Below are 14,250 nucleotides of genomic sequence, written 5' to 3'. Positions count from 1 at the left end.
GTCGGCATCAGCGCTGGCGGCGGCCTTCGCGCTCGACGAAATGGCGAATCCCCTCCGCCAGGCGCTGGCCGTGGGTGGCAAGCGTCTCGCCTTCGACCATACCGATGCCCAGAACCAGGCCGCGGCGTTCGTCACCCGGGCTGCAGACACGACTGAGCGGTCGCGCTACCAGATGGTGGCGGCTCAGCAGAAAGTCGGCGAGACGCTCGTCGTCGATCGTCGCCGAGAGTGTCAGACAGAGGCTCACGTTGCCGGCAGGGGGCGAGATCGCCTCGATACCCGGCGTGCCCGCCAGCAGCGCCGCGAGCGTACGCTGGCGGGCGAGATAGACCCCGGCCATGCGCCGGCACCAGGCGTCCAAGTCGCCGCCGTCGATGAAGGCGGCGAGCACCGCCTGATCGAGTAGCCTTCCCTCCCGAAACACCCCGCTGCGCAACCGATTGATCGGCGCGCTGAGCGCCCGCGGTACGACCAGATAGCCCAGGCGCAGACCCGGAAACATCATCTTCGAGAAGGAGCCGACGAGAATGCGGTTGTCGGCATCGTCGCCGAACAACAGATCCCGTCGCGTTCCGTCGCCGAACTCGTAGTCGTCTTCCAGCACCCATCGGGGCGAGAGCCGCGCCTCCAGTGCACGTTTGTGAGCGCTCACTGTTGGTAAACACAGCGGATAATGGTGGCTGCCGGTGAAGTAGAGTAGTGTCGGATGCGTTTCGGGAAGCGGCTCGCGATAGCCCGCGTGTGCGGTCCAGGGCGCGTGCTGCAGTGTCAGCCCACTGGTTTCGAAGACATTGCGTGCGCCCCAGTAGAAGGGGGAGTCCATCACCACGCGATCCCCCACGTCGGTCAGGGCCAGCGCGCAGAGGTGGAGCCCGTGGTGGGCACCTTCGGTGATCACGATCTGATCGTGATCGCAGTGGATGCCGCGCCAGCGCGCGAGAAAGTCGGCGATGGCCCGTTTGAGCGGTCCGTAGCCGCCGGAAGCGTAGGAGAGCAGCAGCGTGTTGCGGGGCACGGTGATGCGCGAGTAGAGATGGCGCCAGCGCGCGATGGGGAAATGCACGATGTCCGGCACGCCGGGCACGAAGGCCCCGCTCTGCACTCGACTGGCGCCGATGTCGCCGAGCACCCGCTCGCCGCGGCGCGAGAGCGTCACGTCCGGCTCGCGCGGCGTCGTTACCGGCACGGGCTTATGCACCCAGGTGCCGCGGCCGTGGTCGGTCATCAGATGACCCTGCGCGACCAGATCCTCGATCGCGCCGGCCAGCGTGTTGCGGGCAACGTTCAGGCGCTGACAGATCAGGCGATGACCGGGCAGGCGCTGCCCGTGGGTCCAGTGCTGCTCGATCGATAGCCCCAGCGCCTGCGCGAGACGCGACTGCTTGGTCAGGTGATCGGGCAGGGCGCGGTAGCGCCGTTCGATCTCCGCAAGCGTCTGCTTCGTATCGTCCGTCGGCAAAGCGTCTCTCCGGCGTGTTCGACGTGCATCCTGCGTGGCGCGCCCGAATCGGCAACGGGTAGCGAATTATGGGGTGTGACGGAAAAGTGGTCCACTCGATCCGAAAAGTGGTCTAGCTAAAGCGGTTGCGCGCGGTGATAGCGTGGCCGCTCTCACCAACAACAACCTCATGAGACATAGCCAATGTCGAAATCCTCGGAACCTCAAGAATTCGTCCGTGTGCTGGCGCGCGCCGACGTCTTAGCGCTCGCGTTCGGCGCGATGATCGGCTGGGGCTGGATCGTGCTCACCGGCAGCGCCATTCTCGACGGCGGCAGCGTGGGGGCGATTCTCGCTTTCGTCGTCGGCGGTATCGCGGTGCTGCTGGTCGGGCTGACCTACGCCGAGCTGGCAGCGGCGATGCCGCGGGTCGGCGGCGAGCACGTCTACAGCTATCGGGCGCTGGGTCACGCCGCGTCGTTCCTCTGTACCTGGAGCATCGTGCTGGGCTACGTCAGCGTCGCCTCCTTCGAGGCGGTGGCACTGCCCACGGTGTTCGAGTACCTCTTTCCCGGCTATGCCGTCGGGCATCTCTGGACCGTCGCCGGCTGGGACGTGCAGGCGAGCTGGGTTGCGGTCGGTGTGATCGGCTCGATCGTGATGATGATCGTCAACTATTTCGGCATTTCGACGGCCGCGCTGCTGCAGAAAGTGGTCACCGGGCTGATTCTGCTGGTCGGCGTGATGTTCGTCACCGGTTCGTTGTTCACCGGTGACGCGGCCAACATGCAGCCGCTGTTCTCCAGCGGCGAGAGTGGCGCGATCGGCGGCATCGTGGCGGTACTGGTGCTGGTGCCTTTCCTGTTCGTCGGCTTCGACGTCATTCCGCAGGCGGCGGAGGAGATCAACCTGTCGTACCGCGACATCGGCAAGGTGCTGGTGCTCTCCGTGCTCATGGCGGTGGCGTGGTATGTGCTGATCGTGCTCGGCACCAGCCTGATCCTGGATGGCGAGGCGCTCGGTGCGAGCACGCTGAGCGTGCCGGCGGCGATGGAAGCAGTGTTCGGCGGCGCCTGGGCGGGCAACCTGATGGTGCTGGCGGGGATCGCGGGAATCATCACCAGCTGGAACGCCTTCTACATCGGTGGCTCGCGGGCGATCTACGCGCTGGCGCACTCCGGCATGCTGCCGGCCTTTCTGGGCAAGCTACATCCGAAGTACAAGACACCCACCAACGCCATCATCCTGATCGGCGTGCTCTCCACGCTGGCGCCGTTCTTCGGCCGCCCGGCGCTGGTCTGGCTGGTGGATGCCGGCGGTCTGGGTATCGTCATCGCCTATCTGGTCGTGGCGGTCTCGTTCCTCATTCTGCGCCGGCGCGAGCCGGACATGCCGCGTCCTTACCGCGTCTCCTGCGGCATCGCGGTGGGCGTGCTCGCAGTGCTGATGTCGCTCGGCATGCTGTTCGCCTATCTGCCCGGCAGTCCGTCGGCCCTGGTGCCGGTCGAGTGGCTGATCTTCGGCATGTGGATGGTCGGCGGTCTGGTGCTGTACGCCTGGGCGAGACGGCGCTACGGTCGAGAGATGGGCGACCGACTCATTCGTGCCTCCTACGAGCGCGACTAGTCGCGACACCGCCCGATCCCCTGCCGAGCGTCGGCAGGGGTGCCTAGACTACCGCGCGCGGCGCCGACGCTCGCCATCGACGACGCGCATCGAGAGTCGCGGCGTAACGCGCCGCGCCAAGAGGAGTGAATCATGACCAACGCAGAACTCAACGAACTCAAGCAGCGCTATGTCGCGAGCGGCGCCGCCAGCCCCGCCACCCAGTTCGCGGCCAAGGCGGAAAACGCCGAGCTGTGGGACGAGGACGGCAAGCGCTTCATCGACTTCGCCGGCGGTATCGGCGTGCTCAACATCGGCCATCGCCACCCCAAGGTGGTCGAGGCGGTGAAGGCGCAGCTCGACCGTGTGATGCACACCTGCCAGACGGTGATGCCCTATGAAGGCTACGTGCGCGTCGCTCAGAAGCTGAGCGAGCTGACGCCGGTACGCGGACACGCCAAGGTGATGCTCGCCAACTCCGGCGCCGAAGCGCTCGAGAACGCGGTGAAGGTCGCCCGCGCCGCCACCGGCCGCTCCGGCGTGATCTGCTTCACCGGCGGCTATCACGGCCGCACGTTCATGACCATGGCGATGAACGGCAAGGTCGCCCCGTACCGCACCGACTTCGGCCCGATGCCGGGGCAGGTCTACCGCGCGCCCTACCCGGTGCCCTCCATCGGCGTCAGCGAAGAGGAGGCTCTGCGCCATCTCAAGATGACGCTCAAGAGCGACGCCAATCCCAGCGACACCGCGGCGATCGTGATCGAGCCGGTACTGGGCGAGGGCGGCTTCCACGCGGCGCCGGCGAGTTTTCTGAAGGCGATTCGCGAAATCTGCGACGAGCACGGCATCCTGATGATCGTCGATGAAGTGCAGTCCGGTTTCGGGCGCACCGGCAAGCTCTTCGCCATCGAGCACGCCGGGATCGAGCCGGACATCATGACCATGGCCAAGAGCATGGCCGACGGCATGCCGATCTCCGCCGTGGTCGGCACCGACACGGTGATGGACGCCTCCGGCGGCAACTCGCTCGGCGGCACCTATACCGGTAGCCCGGTCTCCTGCGCCGCGGTACTCGCCGTCCTGGAAGTGTTCGAGGAAGAGAACATCCTGGAGAAGAGCCAGGGGCTCGGGGAGAAGCTCAAGTCGCAGTTCAACGCTTGGGAGGCGCGCTTCGACTGTGTCGTCCGTGGCCGCGCGCTGGGCGCGATGGCGGCCTTCGACCTGGTCGAGAAAGACGGCTCGCCGGCCACCGAACTCACCGGCAAGCTCTGCCGCGAGGCACGCGAGCGCGGCCTGATCCTGCTCTCCTGCGGGCTCTACGGCAACACGATCCGCTTTCTGATGCCGGTGACCATCGGCGATGACGTGCTCGAGGAAGGGTTCTCGCTGATCGAGACGCTGCTCGACGAAATGACTGCCTGAAGGCATACCGGGTCACATGACTGCCTGAAGGCATACCGGGTCACATGACTGCCTGAACGCCTGTCTGACCGGAAGACAGGACTGCCTGAAGGCACACCGGGCCACATGACTGCCTGACCCCGAGACAGACCGGGCTCCATGAGCGTCCGGCGAAGCTAAGTGAAAGGCCGGTATCCGCGAGGATATCGGCCTTTTTGTTGGTCCCGGGTCTTCACCGCAGGGGAGAAGGCTCACGGCGTCTGATGGGCGACAGGGCGATGCATGCCGATATGAGGAATATCGTCTTCGAGATAGACGTCGGTGACGGCCCGAAAACCGTGGCCGGCGTAGAAGTGTTGGAGATGCGCCTGCGCGGAGAGGTAGGCGTCGCGCTCTGGCCAGGCTGTCTCGATTCGCTGCAGTGCTTCCTGCATCAGCGCGTGACCGAGACCCGAGCCGCGTTGGGCAGGGGCGATCACGACGCGGCCGATGGCGATCGCTTCTCGCGGATCGCTCGGCGCGAGCAGCCGCAGCGTGGCGGCGAGTCGGCCCTCGCGATGCACCAGCAGGTGCTGGGTCGTCGCCAGCAGGTCCTGGCCGTCGAGCTCCTGATAGGCGCAGCGCTGCTCGACCACGAAGACCGCGACGCGAAGAGCGAGCAGCTCGTAGAGCGTGGTCGCGTCCAACGCGGTACCGATGTGCCAGGTGGTCTCGGGGGGTGCCATGGTTCGCTTCCGTCGCAGAGGTTTGCAGGTCATTATCAGGCATCGACAGGCGGCCGGGGTGCTGCCGGGGTGAGGCCAACGTGTCGACCTTAGACGCTGGAGCACCCCGATGGAATGACAGAGCGTACGATATCGCCCCGTCCCGGCTTCAGTTTCCGTTAGATAGTGTGGGAGTCAGTCATGCAGCATTCAGCCGGCGGTCGCGCGCTTGCGATCGACTACGACGACGTTCTCTCGGCTCAGCGCCGACTCGAAGGGGTCGCCCATCGCACGCCGGTACTGCGTTCGGCAACGGCGGATGCCCGGGCGCAGGCGACTCTGCACTTCAAGGCGGAGCATCTGCAGCGTATCGGCGCTTTCAAGTTTCGCGGTGGCTACAACGCGCTCGACCGCTTCGATGCAGCGCAGCAGCGAGCCGGGGTAGTCGCGTTCTCTTCCGGTAACCATGCTCAGGCGATCGCGCTCTCGGCACGGCTCAAGGCGATGCGCGCGGTGATCGTGATGCCCGAGGACGCCCCCGAGGCCAAGATCGCCGCGACGCGGGGCTACGGCGCCGAAGTGGTGCTCTACGATCGCTACACCGAGGATCGCGAGGCGCTGGGGAGAGGGCTTGCCGAGCGCGAGGGACTGACGCTGGTGCCGCCCTTCAATCACCCCCACGTGATGGCGGGGCAGGGGACCGTCGCCAACGAGCTGTTCGACGAGGCCGGCGAGCTCGACCTGCTGCTCGTCCCGCTCGGCGGTGGCGGGCTGCTGTCCGGCTGTGCCACCGTGGCCCGCGCTCGCTATCCGAACTGCCGGGTGATCGGCGTGGAGCCCGAAGCCGGCAACGACGGTCAGCAGAGCCTGGCGCGCGATGCCATCGTCGCCATCGATACCCCGCGAACCATCGCCGATGGGGCGCAGACCGCGGCGCTCGGAGATCTCACCTTCGGCGTCATTCGTCAGTGCGTCGACGCCATCGTCACGGTCAGCGACGCCGAGCTCGTCGACGCCATGACGTTCATGGCGAGTCGCATGAAGCAGTTCGTCGAGCCCACGGGCTGTCTGGCCGTGGCGGCGGCCTTCGCCAATGCCGAGCCCTGGCAGGGTCTGCGGATCGGTATCGTCATCAGTGGCGGCAACGTCGACCCGCTGCGTTTCGCTTCACTCATCGCTGCGCCATGAACTTGGGCGCAGGGGCGAGTCGGGGACTCAGCGGCGTTCGATCAGCGTTTCCGTGATGCGCCGCCACTCTTCGTCCAGGCTCTGGTCGGGCATGCAGCGGCCCGCTTTCGCGTACCAGTAATTGGCATTGCCCAGGTCCCCCTCCCAGCGATGCAGGTAGGCGTGAACCCAGGCGGCATCGACGCCCTTGGCGGTATCGACCTGGGCGTGCGCTTTCGACCACTCGGACCTGCCCGCCCACCACAGGGCGAGCAGTTCGGGAGACAGAGGCGTCGGCGGTTCGGCCGCGTCGAGGCTTTGCGTGAACGTGGTGAGATCCTTCATCACAGCACCCCTTCGGATTGAGTCTCGAGCGTAGACGTACACGACGACCCGGTCGCGTTCTGATGAGCGCGACCGGGGCGTTGTCGACGGTGATCGAGGCGCCGTACGGCCCTCAGAAAAACCCCATGGGATTGATGTCGTAGCTCACCAGCAGGTTCTTGGTCTGCTGATAGTGCTCGAGCGCCATCTTGTGCGTTTCACGCCCGACGCCGGATTTCTTGTAGCCACCGAAGGCGGCGTGAGCCGGATAATGGTGATAGCAGTTGGTCCAGACGCGACCGGCCTGAATGGCCCGGCCCATGCGGTAGGCGAGATTGATGTCGCGGGTCCAGACCCCGGCGCCGAGGCCGAACTCGGTATCGTTGGCAATGGCGAGCGCTTCGGCCTCGTCTCTGAAGGTGGTCACCGATACCACCGGGCCGAAGATCTCCTCCTGAAAGACACGCATCCTGTTGTTGCCCTTCAGCAGTGTCGGCTGGATGTAGTAGCCGCGGGAAAGATCGTCGTCGACCGACTCCCGTTCACCACCGGCGAGAAACTCAGCGCCTTCGCCGCGGGCGACCTCCATGTAGGCCATGATCTTGTCGAACTGCTCCTGGGAGGCCTGAGCGCCCACCTGAGTGTCGGTATCCAGCGGGTGGCCGCGCTTGATCGTCTTCACCCGTTCGATCACGCGTGCCATGAAGTCGTCGAAGATGCTCTCCTGGACCAAGGCCCGCGACGGGCAGGTACAGACCTCGCCTTGGTTGAGAAAGCCCATCACGAGCCCCTCGGCGCACTTGTCGATGAACGCGGGCTCGCCCTGCATGATGTCGGCGAAGTAGATGTTGGGAGACTTGCCCCCGAGCTCCACCGTGGAGGGAATGATGTTCTCCGCGGCGCATTTCATGATGTGCGAGCCGATAGGCGTGGAGCCGGTAAAGGCGATCTTGGCGATCCGCTTGCTGCTGGCGAGCGCCTGGCCGGCCTCTTCGCCGTAGCCGTTGACGATGTTGACCACGCCGTCCGGCAGCAGGTCGGCAATCAGCTCCATCACCTTGAGGATCGACACCGGAGTCTGCTCGGCGGGCTTGAGCACCACGCAGTTGCCCGCGGCCAAGGCCGGTGCCAGTTTCCAGCTCGCCATGAGGATGGGGAAGTTCCACGGAATGATCTGGCCCACCACGCCAAGCGGCTCGTGAAAATGGTACGAGGCGGTGTGCTCGTCGATCTCGGCGGCGGTGCCCTCCTGGGCGCGAATGCAGCCGGCGAAATAGCGGAAGTGATCGACGGCGAGCGGCAGATCCGCCGCCAGCGTCTCGCGTACCGGTTTGCCGTTGTCCCAGGTTTCGGCGACGGCGAGACTCTCGAGATTCTGCTCGAGCCGATCGGCGATCTTGAGCAGTACCTCGGCGCGTGCCTGAGCGGCGCACTTGCCCCAGGCGGGGGCAGCGGCGTGGGCGGCGTCGAGGGCGAGTTCGATGTCGGCTTCGCTGGAGCGCGCGACCTCGCAGAAGACGTCACCGGTGACCGGCGTGACGTTCTCGAAGTAGCGACCGTCGACAGGGGCGGTCCACTTACCGCCTATGTAGTTGTCGTAGCGTCTGGCGAACTCGACGAGAGCGTTGGCGGTATTGGGATTGGCGTAGCGCATGATCGGTACCTCGAGATGGGAGAGGGACCTACCAATGTGAGCGCTCGAGGCACGCCTTGCCATTACGCTTTAGGCGGCCTGCGTTCAGGCGGCCTGCGTTCAGGCGGCCTGCGTCGAGGCCCCTGCGGCACACCGTCCCATGCGACTAAAGGGCGACCGGGTAGGGCGACCACGCTTGATAGACTGAAAGCGTACGCAACCGAACCCGGAGGGCACCATGTCGAAAGCCGAAGCGTATGACGCTCGCGAGCCTGCCGCCGACGTGACCGACTGCTGTGAGATGAGCGCCATCAATCTGCTCGACGACAGCGTCTCGACGCAGAAGGAGGTGCAGGAACGCAATGTCATGCAGCTCTATCTGCTCACCGTGCAGATCCGTGCGCTGATGGACGTCGCCTGCCACCAGGGCCAAGCGACGTTTCTGACCGAGCGTCTTCGATTCCACACCCAGGCGCTCAAATCGCAGTTCGAGGATCTGGTGAAGCGACATCGCGGCGCGTCCTTCACCCGGCATTTCTATTCTCAGCAGCAGCGCCGTTTCGAAGAGGAGATCGACAAGCTCATCGATGCGCTCGATAGTCTGGGAGAGCAGTATCGTGAGGAGCAGGCGTCGCAGTAACTCGAACTCGTGATATGACGTCGCGCGCGGAACCCGCTGATTCGGGTTCCGCGCTTTCGTTTTCGAGCCGGTTTGCGTACGACCCGCGACAGGCTGGCTCGGGGCAGGCGGCTTTCGTATTTATGCCCTGCCGCCTTTCCCCTCACGGCATGTTTCACATGAAACATGGCATGTCTCGATTAGCGCCTTGGCGTTTCACGTGAAACATTGAACAGCGTTTGCGTGATTGGCCCGGCGTTCCGAGCGATCATTCCGTCTGCACTTCGCTCAAAAAGTCATTGCAGGGCGTGGTGCCGTCGGCGCTCGGGGAAACCAGTGCCAGTAGCGCAGCGGCGGGGGTCGCGACGGTACCCAGAATGGCGCCGGCGGCACCTCGTGCCAGCAGTGAGCCGGCATCCACGCCCGGCGAGGGATTCTTGAACGTCCCTTCGACGTAGAGCGGTGAGCGTAGCGTGAAGACGCGGGCGCCCTTGCTCTCGGGCTCGATGGTCAGATCGAGACCTTCGGTGGCGAAGTTGATGCTGCCATCGATACGGACCAAGGCATTCTCGGTGTCGATGACGAAGAACCGCGTGCGAGCCACGCCGTCGTTCACTTCCAGGTTGGTCGCGGCACAGTTGATGTTGACCTGTTCGTCGCCAAAAAGCTGCCCGACGAGGTAGTTGCCCACGTTGAGACCTGCAAGCTCCATCAGGTTCTGGCTGATGACGCCATCGCTGATGAGCGTCTGAAGATTGCCGTTGCTCGAACCGAGAATCGCCGCGACCGAGTTGCCCGTGCCGCTCAGGGTGGCGTCGCCGTTGAGCTCGCCCCGGCTGTTTTGCATCAGTTCGACGTCGGGGAAGAGCTGACTGAGCAGAAGATGACGAATGTGCATATCGACCCGGCTCTGCATCGGATCCTGGCTGCCGTCGAGCCGCAGGGTGGTGTTGAGATTGCCGCCAGCGACGCCGAAGCGCAGCGGATCGAGCAGAATTTCACCGTCATCGAGCACCACGTGCGTATAGAGATCGTCCAACGGTAGCGATTCGCCATGCTCGATGCGTTCGGCGGTGAATTTGACGTCGGCATCCATGGCGCGCCACTGCTCGGTGTCGAAGGTTTCGGTCGGCAGCACCTTGTCCTCGGGCTGCTGAGAGGTTTCGCCTCGATCCGCCTTGTCGGCGTTGGAGTCCGCGCCGATCAGCGGTGCGAGATCGGCGAAGCGCAGCTGGCGTGAGACGACTTCTCCGGTCAGCGAAGGGCGCGGTTCGCCGAGGCGGTAGGTCAGGTCGCCGTGGATGTCGCTGTCGCCGATCTGGCCGTCGAAATCGCGATAGCGGAAGGTCAACGCTTCGTTGCTCGCAAGATCCGCCGTCAGGTGCCCGCGGGTGGAGTAGGGCGGCGTATCGGGAAGCGTCACGCCGATGATGTCGTAGAGATCCCCCAGATTCTGCCCGGCGAAGCTCAGATCGAGATCGATGCGCTGAGGAGCGAGAGGGTCGGTCAGGGTGCCATCGACACTGACCTGAGTGGCGCCGGCTTCGAGTTCTGCCTGGATCGGATAAGGGCTGCCGGTTTGGCGAAGGGCACCGAGCCCCCCTAGACGACCGTTACCTTCCACGGGGGCATCGCGGTAGGTGCCGCTGGCGCGCCAGGCGAAGGCAAAGTCCACGACATCGCTTTCGACCGAGGCATCGTCAGCCGCAGGCGTCTCGTCGCTGCCGGGGGCGTCCTGTGCCCCATCGGTACCGGTCACCTCCTCGAAAGCGATGGGCTCGCCCAGCAGTTCGACCGTGGCATCGACATCGGCGGCGAGAATGGCGTCCCGGTAGTGGATGTCGATGGGATCGAAAGCGATCTCGCCGATATCCACGGTCCAGGTGCTGCCCTCGTCAGAGGTGTTCGACGCCTGGGCCTCGTCCTCGCCGCTAAAGGTCCAGTTGTTCGTTCCGTCCTCGAGTCTGACCAGCGTCGCCTCACCGCCGCTGAGGGCGATCGACGGGATGGCCACCGTCTGCGACAGCAGCGGCAGCGGCGAGAGCACGACATCGATCGCTTCGAGCGTGGCGAGATCGGCATCGGTGACGGCGTCGGGACTGCCGAGACGCACATCGTTGGCGCGGACATGGGGTTGGGGTATCCAGCGCGCCAGGCCTTCCGCTGCTTCGGGAAGCGCCCACTGCACGTCGAGGTCGCCCTCGATGGCGAAGGGGCGATCGAGGGCCTGCGACACTTGCTCGTTGAGGGTCGGTTTCAGCCGGTTCCAATCGAACGTCGCGACGACAATCACCAGCGCCACGAGCAGTACCAGCACGATGCCCAGCACCCAGAGTGCGATCTTCTTGCCTGTAGTCATCGCCACAACCTTGTTCACGGGATAGGAAAAGGATAGCTCAGCGCGACGCCAATGTTGTCGATCTCGAACCGGATCAAAAGGTAGAACGATCGCGGGGCCGGTTGATTCCGACGGAGTGAAACATGGCGGGGGTCATTGCCGCTGATGTTTCACGTGAAACAGTCCGAGTGCGGCCACTCGGCGAAATGGCATCAGGATTTGGAATCGGTGAGGCGAGAAACGAAATCGGCCAGGTCATCGCATACCCAGGCCTCGGGAAACGTCGAGCGCACCGTGGCCTCGCAGCTCGCGCCCTTGCCGGTACGCACCAGTGCCGTATGGCAGCCCGCTCTTGCTCCTGCGTCGATATCGCGCAGGCTGTCACCCACCATCCAGCTCTGGCGAAGATCGACGAGGTCGAGCGTATGTTGAATGGCGAACAGCATACCGGGCGCGGGTTTACGACAGACACAGCCCTCGTCCGGATGGTGGGGGCAGTATTCGACATGGCTGATGAGACCACCGGCCTCGACGACGAGGTCGGTCAGACGGCGATGAATGGCGGCGAGCGTAGCGTGATCGTAGTAGCCGCGTCCGATACCCGACTGGTTGGTGGCAATCGCCACGCGAAACCCTGCCCGGCCGAGTCGTGCGATCGCTTCGATGGCGCCTGGCAGCGGCTGCCACTCGGCCACCGATTTGATGTAGGCGTCGGAGTCTCGATTGATGACGCCGTCGCGGTCGAGTATGACGATGCCGGCCACTGGCGGCCTCCATTACGGTCGGGATGCACCATTATCCGAGCGTATCCTCGACATCGCAAAGGACCTGTTTCACGTGAAACAGGTCCTTGTGACTAAGAGCCGTCGGCAAGCCTTTGCCAGCGGGCAGACTCAGGGAATGATCTTGCGCTCCCTGAGCTTGTCGAAGGCCGCGAACAGCGATGCCCGGGTATCCATGCGGGGCGTGAACCCATAGCGATAGATCTTGTTCACATCGGAAATGACATCCGTCTCGGTGTTGAAGATGAAGTCGCCGAAACCCCACTGAACCACGCTATCCAGATCGTGCTCCCGCAGACCGTAGCGTTCGGCGATGCGCTCCCAAACGGGCTGCTTGTCCGCCATGTGCTCGGCCAGCGTGAGGGGGATCGGGCTGGCCGTCGACAGCTCGAAGTAATCGGCGACGTCCTGCCAGAGGCGCTCCCAACGAAAGACATCGCCGTTGGTCACGTTGAAGGCCTCACCGCTGATCCCTTCGGCTTGTGCCGCCCAGACGCTGGCATCGCCGAGCAGTGCCGCGTCGGTGCCCTGCATCAGGACTCGGTAGGCGGTTTCGCTGCCGGGATAGCGCATCGGAACGCCCAGCTCGCGGGAAATCGCCGCGAACGCGCCGAGCACCGCGGCGATGTTCATCGGGTTGCCGTGAATCCCTCCGTTGATGATGACGTCGGGTCGCAGTGCGACGTAGTCCCAGCTGGCCGTTTCGGCGCGCTGGGCCAGCATCGCCTCCTGAGACTGATAGAGATTGGGCGGCATGTGCGCAGGGTCGCTTTCCCGCGCAGGCGTCGGGACTTTGGCGCCGAGATGGATGCCGTAGATCTTGAACCCCTGGTAGATCACCACACGCTCCAGCGGTGCATCGGCCTGCTCGAGGGCGTCGAGCAGGTTGTCGAGCATGCGTCCGTTGCGCTCGGCCTCCGTCGCAAGATCCGCATCGGGGGCGAGTGCCGCGTAGAACAGATGTGTGGTTTGCCCCGCGCTTTCTCGGATGGCCCGACGCGTCGAGTCGGGATCCGTCAGATCCACCGTCACCGTTTCCATGCCGTCGATGACATGACGTCCCAACCCTTTCACGTCCGCGCCGTGCGCCTTCAGCGCCTGGTGGACGCCTTCGCCGATGATGCCGCCGGCGCCTGCAATTAGAGCCTTCATGAGTAGCCTTCCTTGGGTTTGCGAGAAATTCGACAAACGCTGATCTGCCTTCGAATGATAGCCCCTGCCGGTTACGTCGTTCGGCGAGGGGCGCGAATCGATAGCGACAGTCTGGTAGAGTTCGATTGTTGAATAAATCGCGTTATTGGGAACTCCGGTTCGAGGATTTCGAAGAGTGTCCGCGTCTCTGAGTACACTGCAGCTGTTCATCGATATCGTGGAGACCGGCAGTCTCTCCGCCGGCGCTCGACGTCACGACCTGGCACTGTCGTCGGCCAGTCATCGCCTGCGTCAACTCGAACGCTCGCTCGGGGCGACGCTACTCAACCGCACGACACGGACGCTATCGCTGACCGCGGAAGGCGCTACCTACCTTCAGGGGTGTCGAGAGGCTCTGGAGGCGATGCGGCTAGCCGAAGATCGTCTGCATCATCGCCAGACATCGCTCACCGGGGATATCGTCGTCACGGCACCCAATGATATCGGCCAGCGAGTCATCGCTCCGGCGCTAGCTGCGTTCTCGCAGGCGCATCCCGGCGTCAGTGCCGAATTGCATCTGAGCGACGCCGTAGTCAGAGGCGTGGGGCAGGGGATCGATTTTGCCGTGCGGGTCGGGCCATTGGCGGACAGTGCTTTGGTGGCGGTGCAACTCTCGCCGGATCGTCGCCGCGTGGTCGCCGCCCCCGCCTACTGGCGACAGCGGGGTAAGCCGGCGCACCCGGCCGAGCTGGTCGATCACGACTGTCTGGTACTTACCCGCGATGGCGAGATGCAGACGCCCTGGCATTTCAGCGATCAGGGCAGTCCGCTCGCCGTCGGCATTCGCGGCGCGTTGAGGGCCAATTCCGGCGTGGTGCTTCGGCGCTGGGCGCAGGCCGGACTCGGCGTCATCCTCAAGTCCGAGCGAGACGTCAGCCGTGCCCTGCGTGCCAATGAGCTCGAGAGTGCACTCGACGAGTATCTGCCAACGCCGTCGGGCCTCTACGCCGTGATGGCCAAAGATCGATATCGACCTTCGCGGCTTCAAGCGCTGATCGACTGGTTGAAACGGTGGTGCCAGGACCATCAGTAGCGGTTGGATGTT

General features: G+C 64.5%; 12 protein-coding genes. 5 read left to right on the top strand and 7 right to left on the bottom strand.

From position 1 onward, the window contains the following. Window positions 1-7: 7 nt before the first annotated feature. Window positions 8-1,459, bottom strand: a complete 1,452-nt coding sequence (locus DOM33_RS12960; protein ID WP_110669628.1) for an aminotransferase-like domain-containing protein — start codon at window positions 1,457-1,459, stop codon at window positions 8-10. A 183-nt stretch (window positions 1,460-1,642) separates the two neighbouring features. Between DOM33_RS12960 and DOM33_RS12955 the strand changes: the two genes are divergently transcribed. Both DOM33_RS12955 and gabT read left to right on the top strand, forming a co-directional pair. After that, entirely contained in the window at window positions 1,643-3,064 is a 1,422-nt protein-coding gene (locus tag DOM33_RS12955; RefSeq protein WP_110669626.1) for an APC family permease, read from the top strand. Between the two features lie 132 nt (window positions 3,065-3,196). Continuing rightward, window positions 3,197-4,468 carry a 4-aminobutyrate--2-oxoglutarate transaminase gene (gene gabT, locus DOM33_RS12950; RefSeq protein WP_110669624.1) on the top strand — a complete coding sequence of 424 codons (1,272 nt, stop codon included), beginning with the start codon at window positions 3,197-3,199 and terminating at the stop codon, window positions 4,466-4,468. A 230-nt stretch (window positions 4,469-4,698) separates the two neighbouring features. On the opposite strand, the gene DOM33_RS12945 is transcribed toward gabT, so the two are convergent. Beyond that, window positions 4,699-5,172: a GNAT family N-acetyltransferase gene (locus DOM33_RS12945; RefSeq protein WP_110669622.1), complete on the bottom strand. Its 474-nt coding sequence runs from the start codon at window positions 5,170-5,172 to the stop codon at window positions 4,699-4,701. Window positions 5,173-5,352: 180 nt separating this feature from the next. On the opposite strand from DOM33_RS12945, the gene DOM33_RS12940 reads away from it, so the two are divergent. Further along, the gene (locus DOM33_RS12940) at window positions 5,353-6,339 is read left to right on the top strand and encodes a threo-3-hydroxy-L-aspartate ammonia-lyase (protein WP_110669620.1); all 987 of its coding nucleotides are present in this window, start codon (window positions 5,353-5,355) and stop codon (window positions 6,337-6,339) included. A 27-nt stretch (window positions 6,340-6,366) separates the two neighbouring features. On the opposite strand, the gene DOM33_RS12935 is transcribed toward DOM33_RS12940, so the two are convergent. Together DOM33_RS12935 and exaC are read right to left on the bottom strand one after the other, a co-directional pair. Further along, complete coding sequence (locus DOM33_RS12935; RefSeq protein WP_110669618.1) at window positions 6,367-6,663, bottom strand: hypothetical protein; 297 nt, start codon at window positions 6,661-6,663, stop codon at window positions 6,367-6,369. 112 nt (window positions 6,664-6,775) lie between these two features. Then, window positions 6,776-8,296 (bottom strand): acetaldehyde dehydrogenase ExaC, encoded by a 1,521-nt coding sequence (gene exaC, locus DOM33_RS12930; RefSeq protein WP_110669616.1) that lies wholly within the window; start codon window positions 8,294-8,296, stop codon window positions 6,776-6,778. Window positions 8,297-8,513: 217 nt separating this feature from the next. On the opposite strand from exaC, the gene DOM33_RS12925 reads away from it, so the two are divergent. Then, window positions 8,514-8,915, top strand: a complete 402-nt coding sequence (locus DOM33_RS12925; protein ID WP_110669614.1) for a hypothetical protein — start codon at window positions 8,514-8,516, stop codon at window positions 8,913-8,915. A gap of 247 nt (window positions 8,916-9,162) precedes the next feature. On the opposite strand, the gene DOM33_RS12920 is transcribed toward DOM33_RS12925, so the two are convergent. The 3 genes from DOM33_RS12920 to DOM33_RS12910 form a co-directional block, all read right to left on the bottom strand. Continuing rightward, the gene (locus DOM33_RS12920; RefSeq protein WP_110669612.1) at window positions 9,163-11,253 is read right to left on the bottom strand and encodes an AsmA family protein; all 2,091 of its coding nucleotides are present in this window, start codon (window positions 11,251-11,253) and stop codon (window positions 9,163-9,165) included. Window positions 11,254-11,444: 191 nt separating this feature from the next. Continuing rightward, window positions 11,445-11,996 carry a D-glycero-beta-D-manno-heptose 1,7-bisphosphate 7-phosphatase gene (gene gmhB, locus DOM33_RS12915; protein WP_110669611.1) on the bottom strand — a complete coding sequence of 184 codons (552 nt, stop codon included), beginning with the start codon at window positions 11,994-11,996 and terminating at the stop codon, window positions 11,445-11,447. A gap of 129 nt (window positions 11,997-12,125) precedes the next feature. Next, on the bottom strand, window positions 12,126-13,166 hold the full coding sequence (locus DOM33_RS12910; RefSeq protein WP_110669609.1) for an NAD-dependent epimerase/dehydratase family protein: 1,041 nt from the start codon (window positions 13,164-13,166) through the stop codon (window positions 12,126-12,128). 175 nt (window positions 13,167-13,341) lie between these two features. Here DOM33_RS12910 and DOM33_RS12905 point away from each other — a divergent pair, with 175 nt between their 5' ends. Next, window positions 13,342-14,238: a LysR family transcriptional regulator gene (locus DOM33_RS12905; RefSeq protein WP_162617972.1), complete on the top strand. Its 897-nt coding sequence runs from the start codon at window positions 13,342-13,344 to the stop codon at window positions 14,236-14,238. The last annotated feature ends 12 nt before the right edge of the window (window positions 14,239-14,250 follow it).

It is taken from the genome of Salinicola halophilus, from assembly GCF_003206155.1.
GTDB classification, from domain to species: Bacteria; Pseudomonadota; Gammaproteobacteria; order Pseudomonadales; family Halomonadaceae; genus Salinicola; species Salinicola halophilus.
The sequence above is the reverse complement of the archived record's forward strand: the minus strand, read 5'-3'. Positions and strand labels throughout refer to the sequence as shown.

Coding starts and splice junctions, on each gene's coding strand:
- DOM33_RS12955 (WP_110669626.1), top strand. CDS start 1,643: ATGTCGAAATCCTCGGAACCTCAAGAATTCGTCCGTGTGCTGGCGCGC.
- gabT (WP_110669624.1), top strand. CDS start 3,197: ATGACCAACGCAGAACTCAACGAACTCAAGCAGCGCTATGTCGCGAGC.
- DOM33_RS12945 (WP_110669622.1), bottom strand. CDS start 5,172: ATGGCACCCCCCGAGACCACCTGGCACATCGGTACCGCGTTGGACGCG.
- DOM33_RS12940 (WP_110669620.1), top strand. CDS start 5,353: ATGCAGCATTCAGCCGGCGGTCGCGCGCTTGCGATCGACTACGACGAC.
- DOM33_RS12935 (WP_110669618.1), bottom strand. CDS start 6,663: ATGAAGGATCTCACCACGTTCACGCAAAGCCTCGACGCGGCCGAACCG.
- exaC (WP_110669616.1), bottom strand. CDS start 8,296: ATGCGCTACGCCAATCCCAATACCGCCAACGCTCTCGTCGAGTTCGCC.
- DOM33_RS12925 (WP_110669614.1), top strand. CDS start 8,514: ATGTCGAAAGCCGAAGCGTATGACGCTCGCGAGCCTGCCGCCGACGTG.
- DOM33_RS12920 (WP_110669612.1), bottom strand. CDS start 11,253: ATGACTACAGGCAAGAAGATCGCACTCTGGGTGCTGGGCATCGTGCTG.
- DOM33_RS12910 (WP_110669609.1), bottom strand. CDS start 13,166: ATGAAGGCTCTAATTGCAGGCGCCGGCGGCATCATCGGCGAAGGCGTC.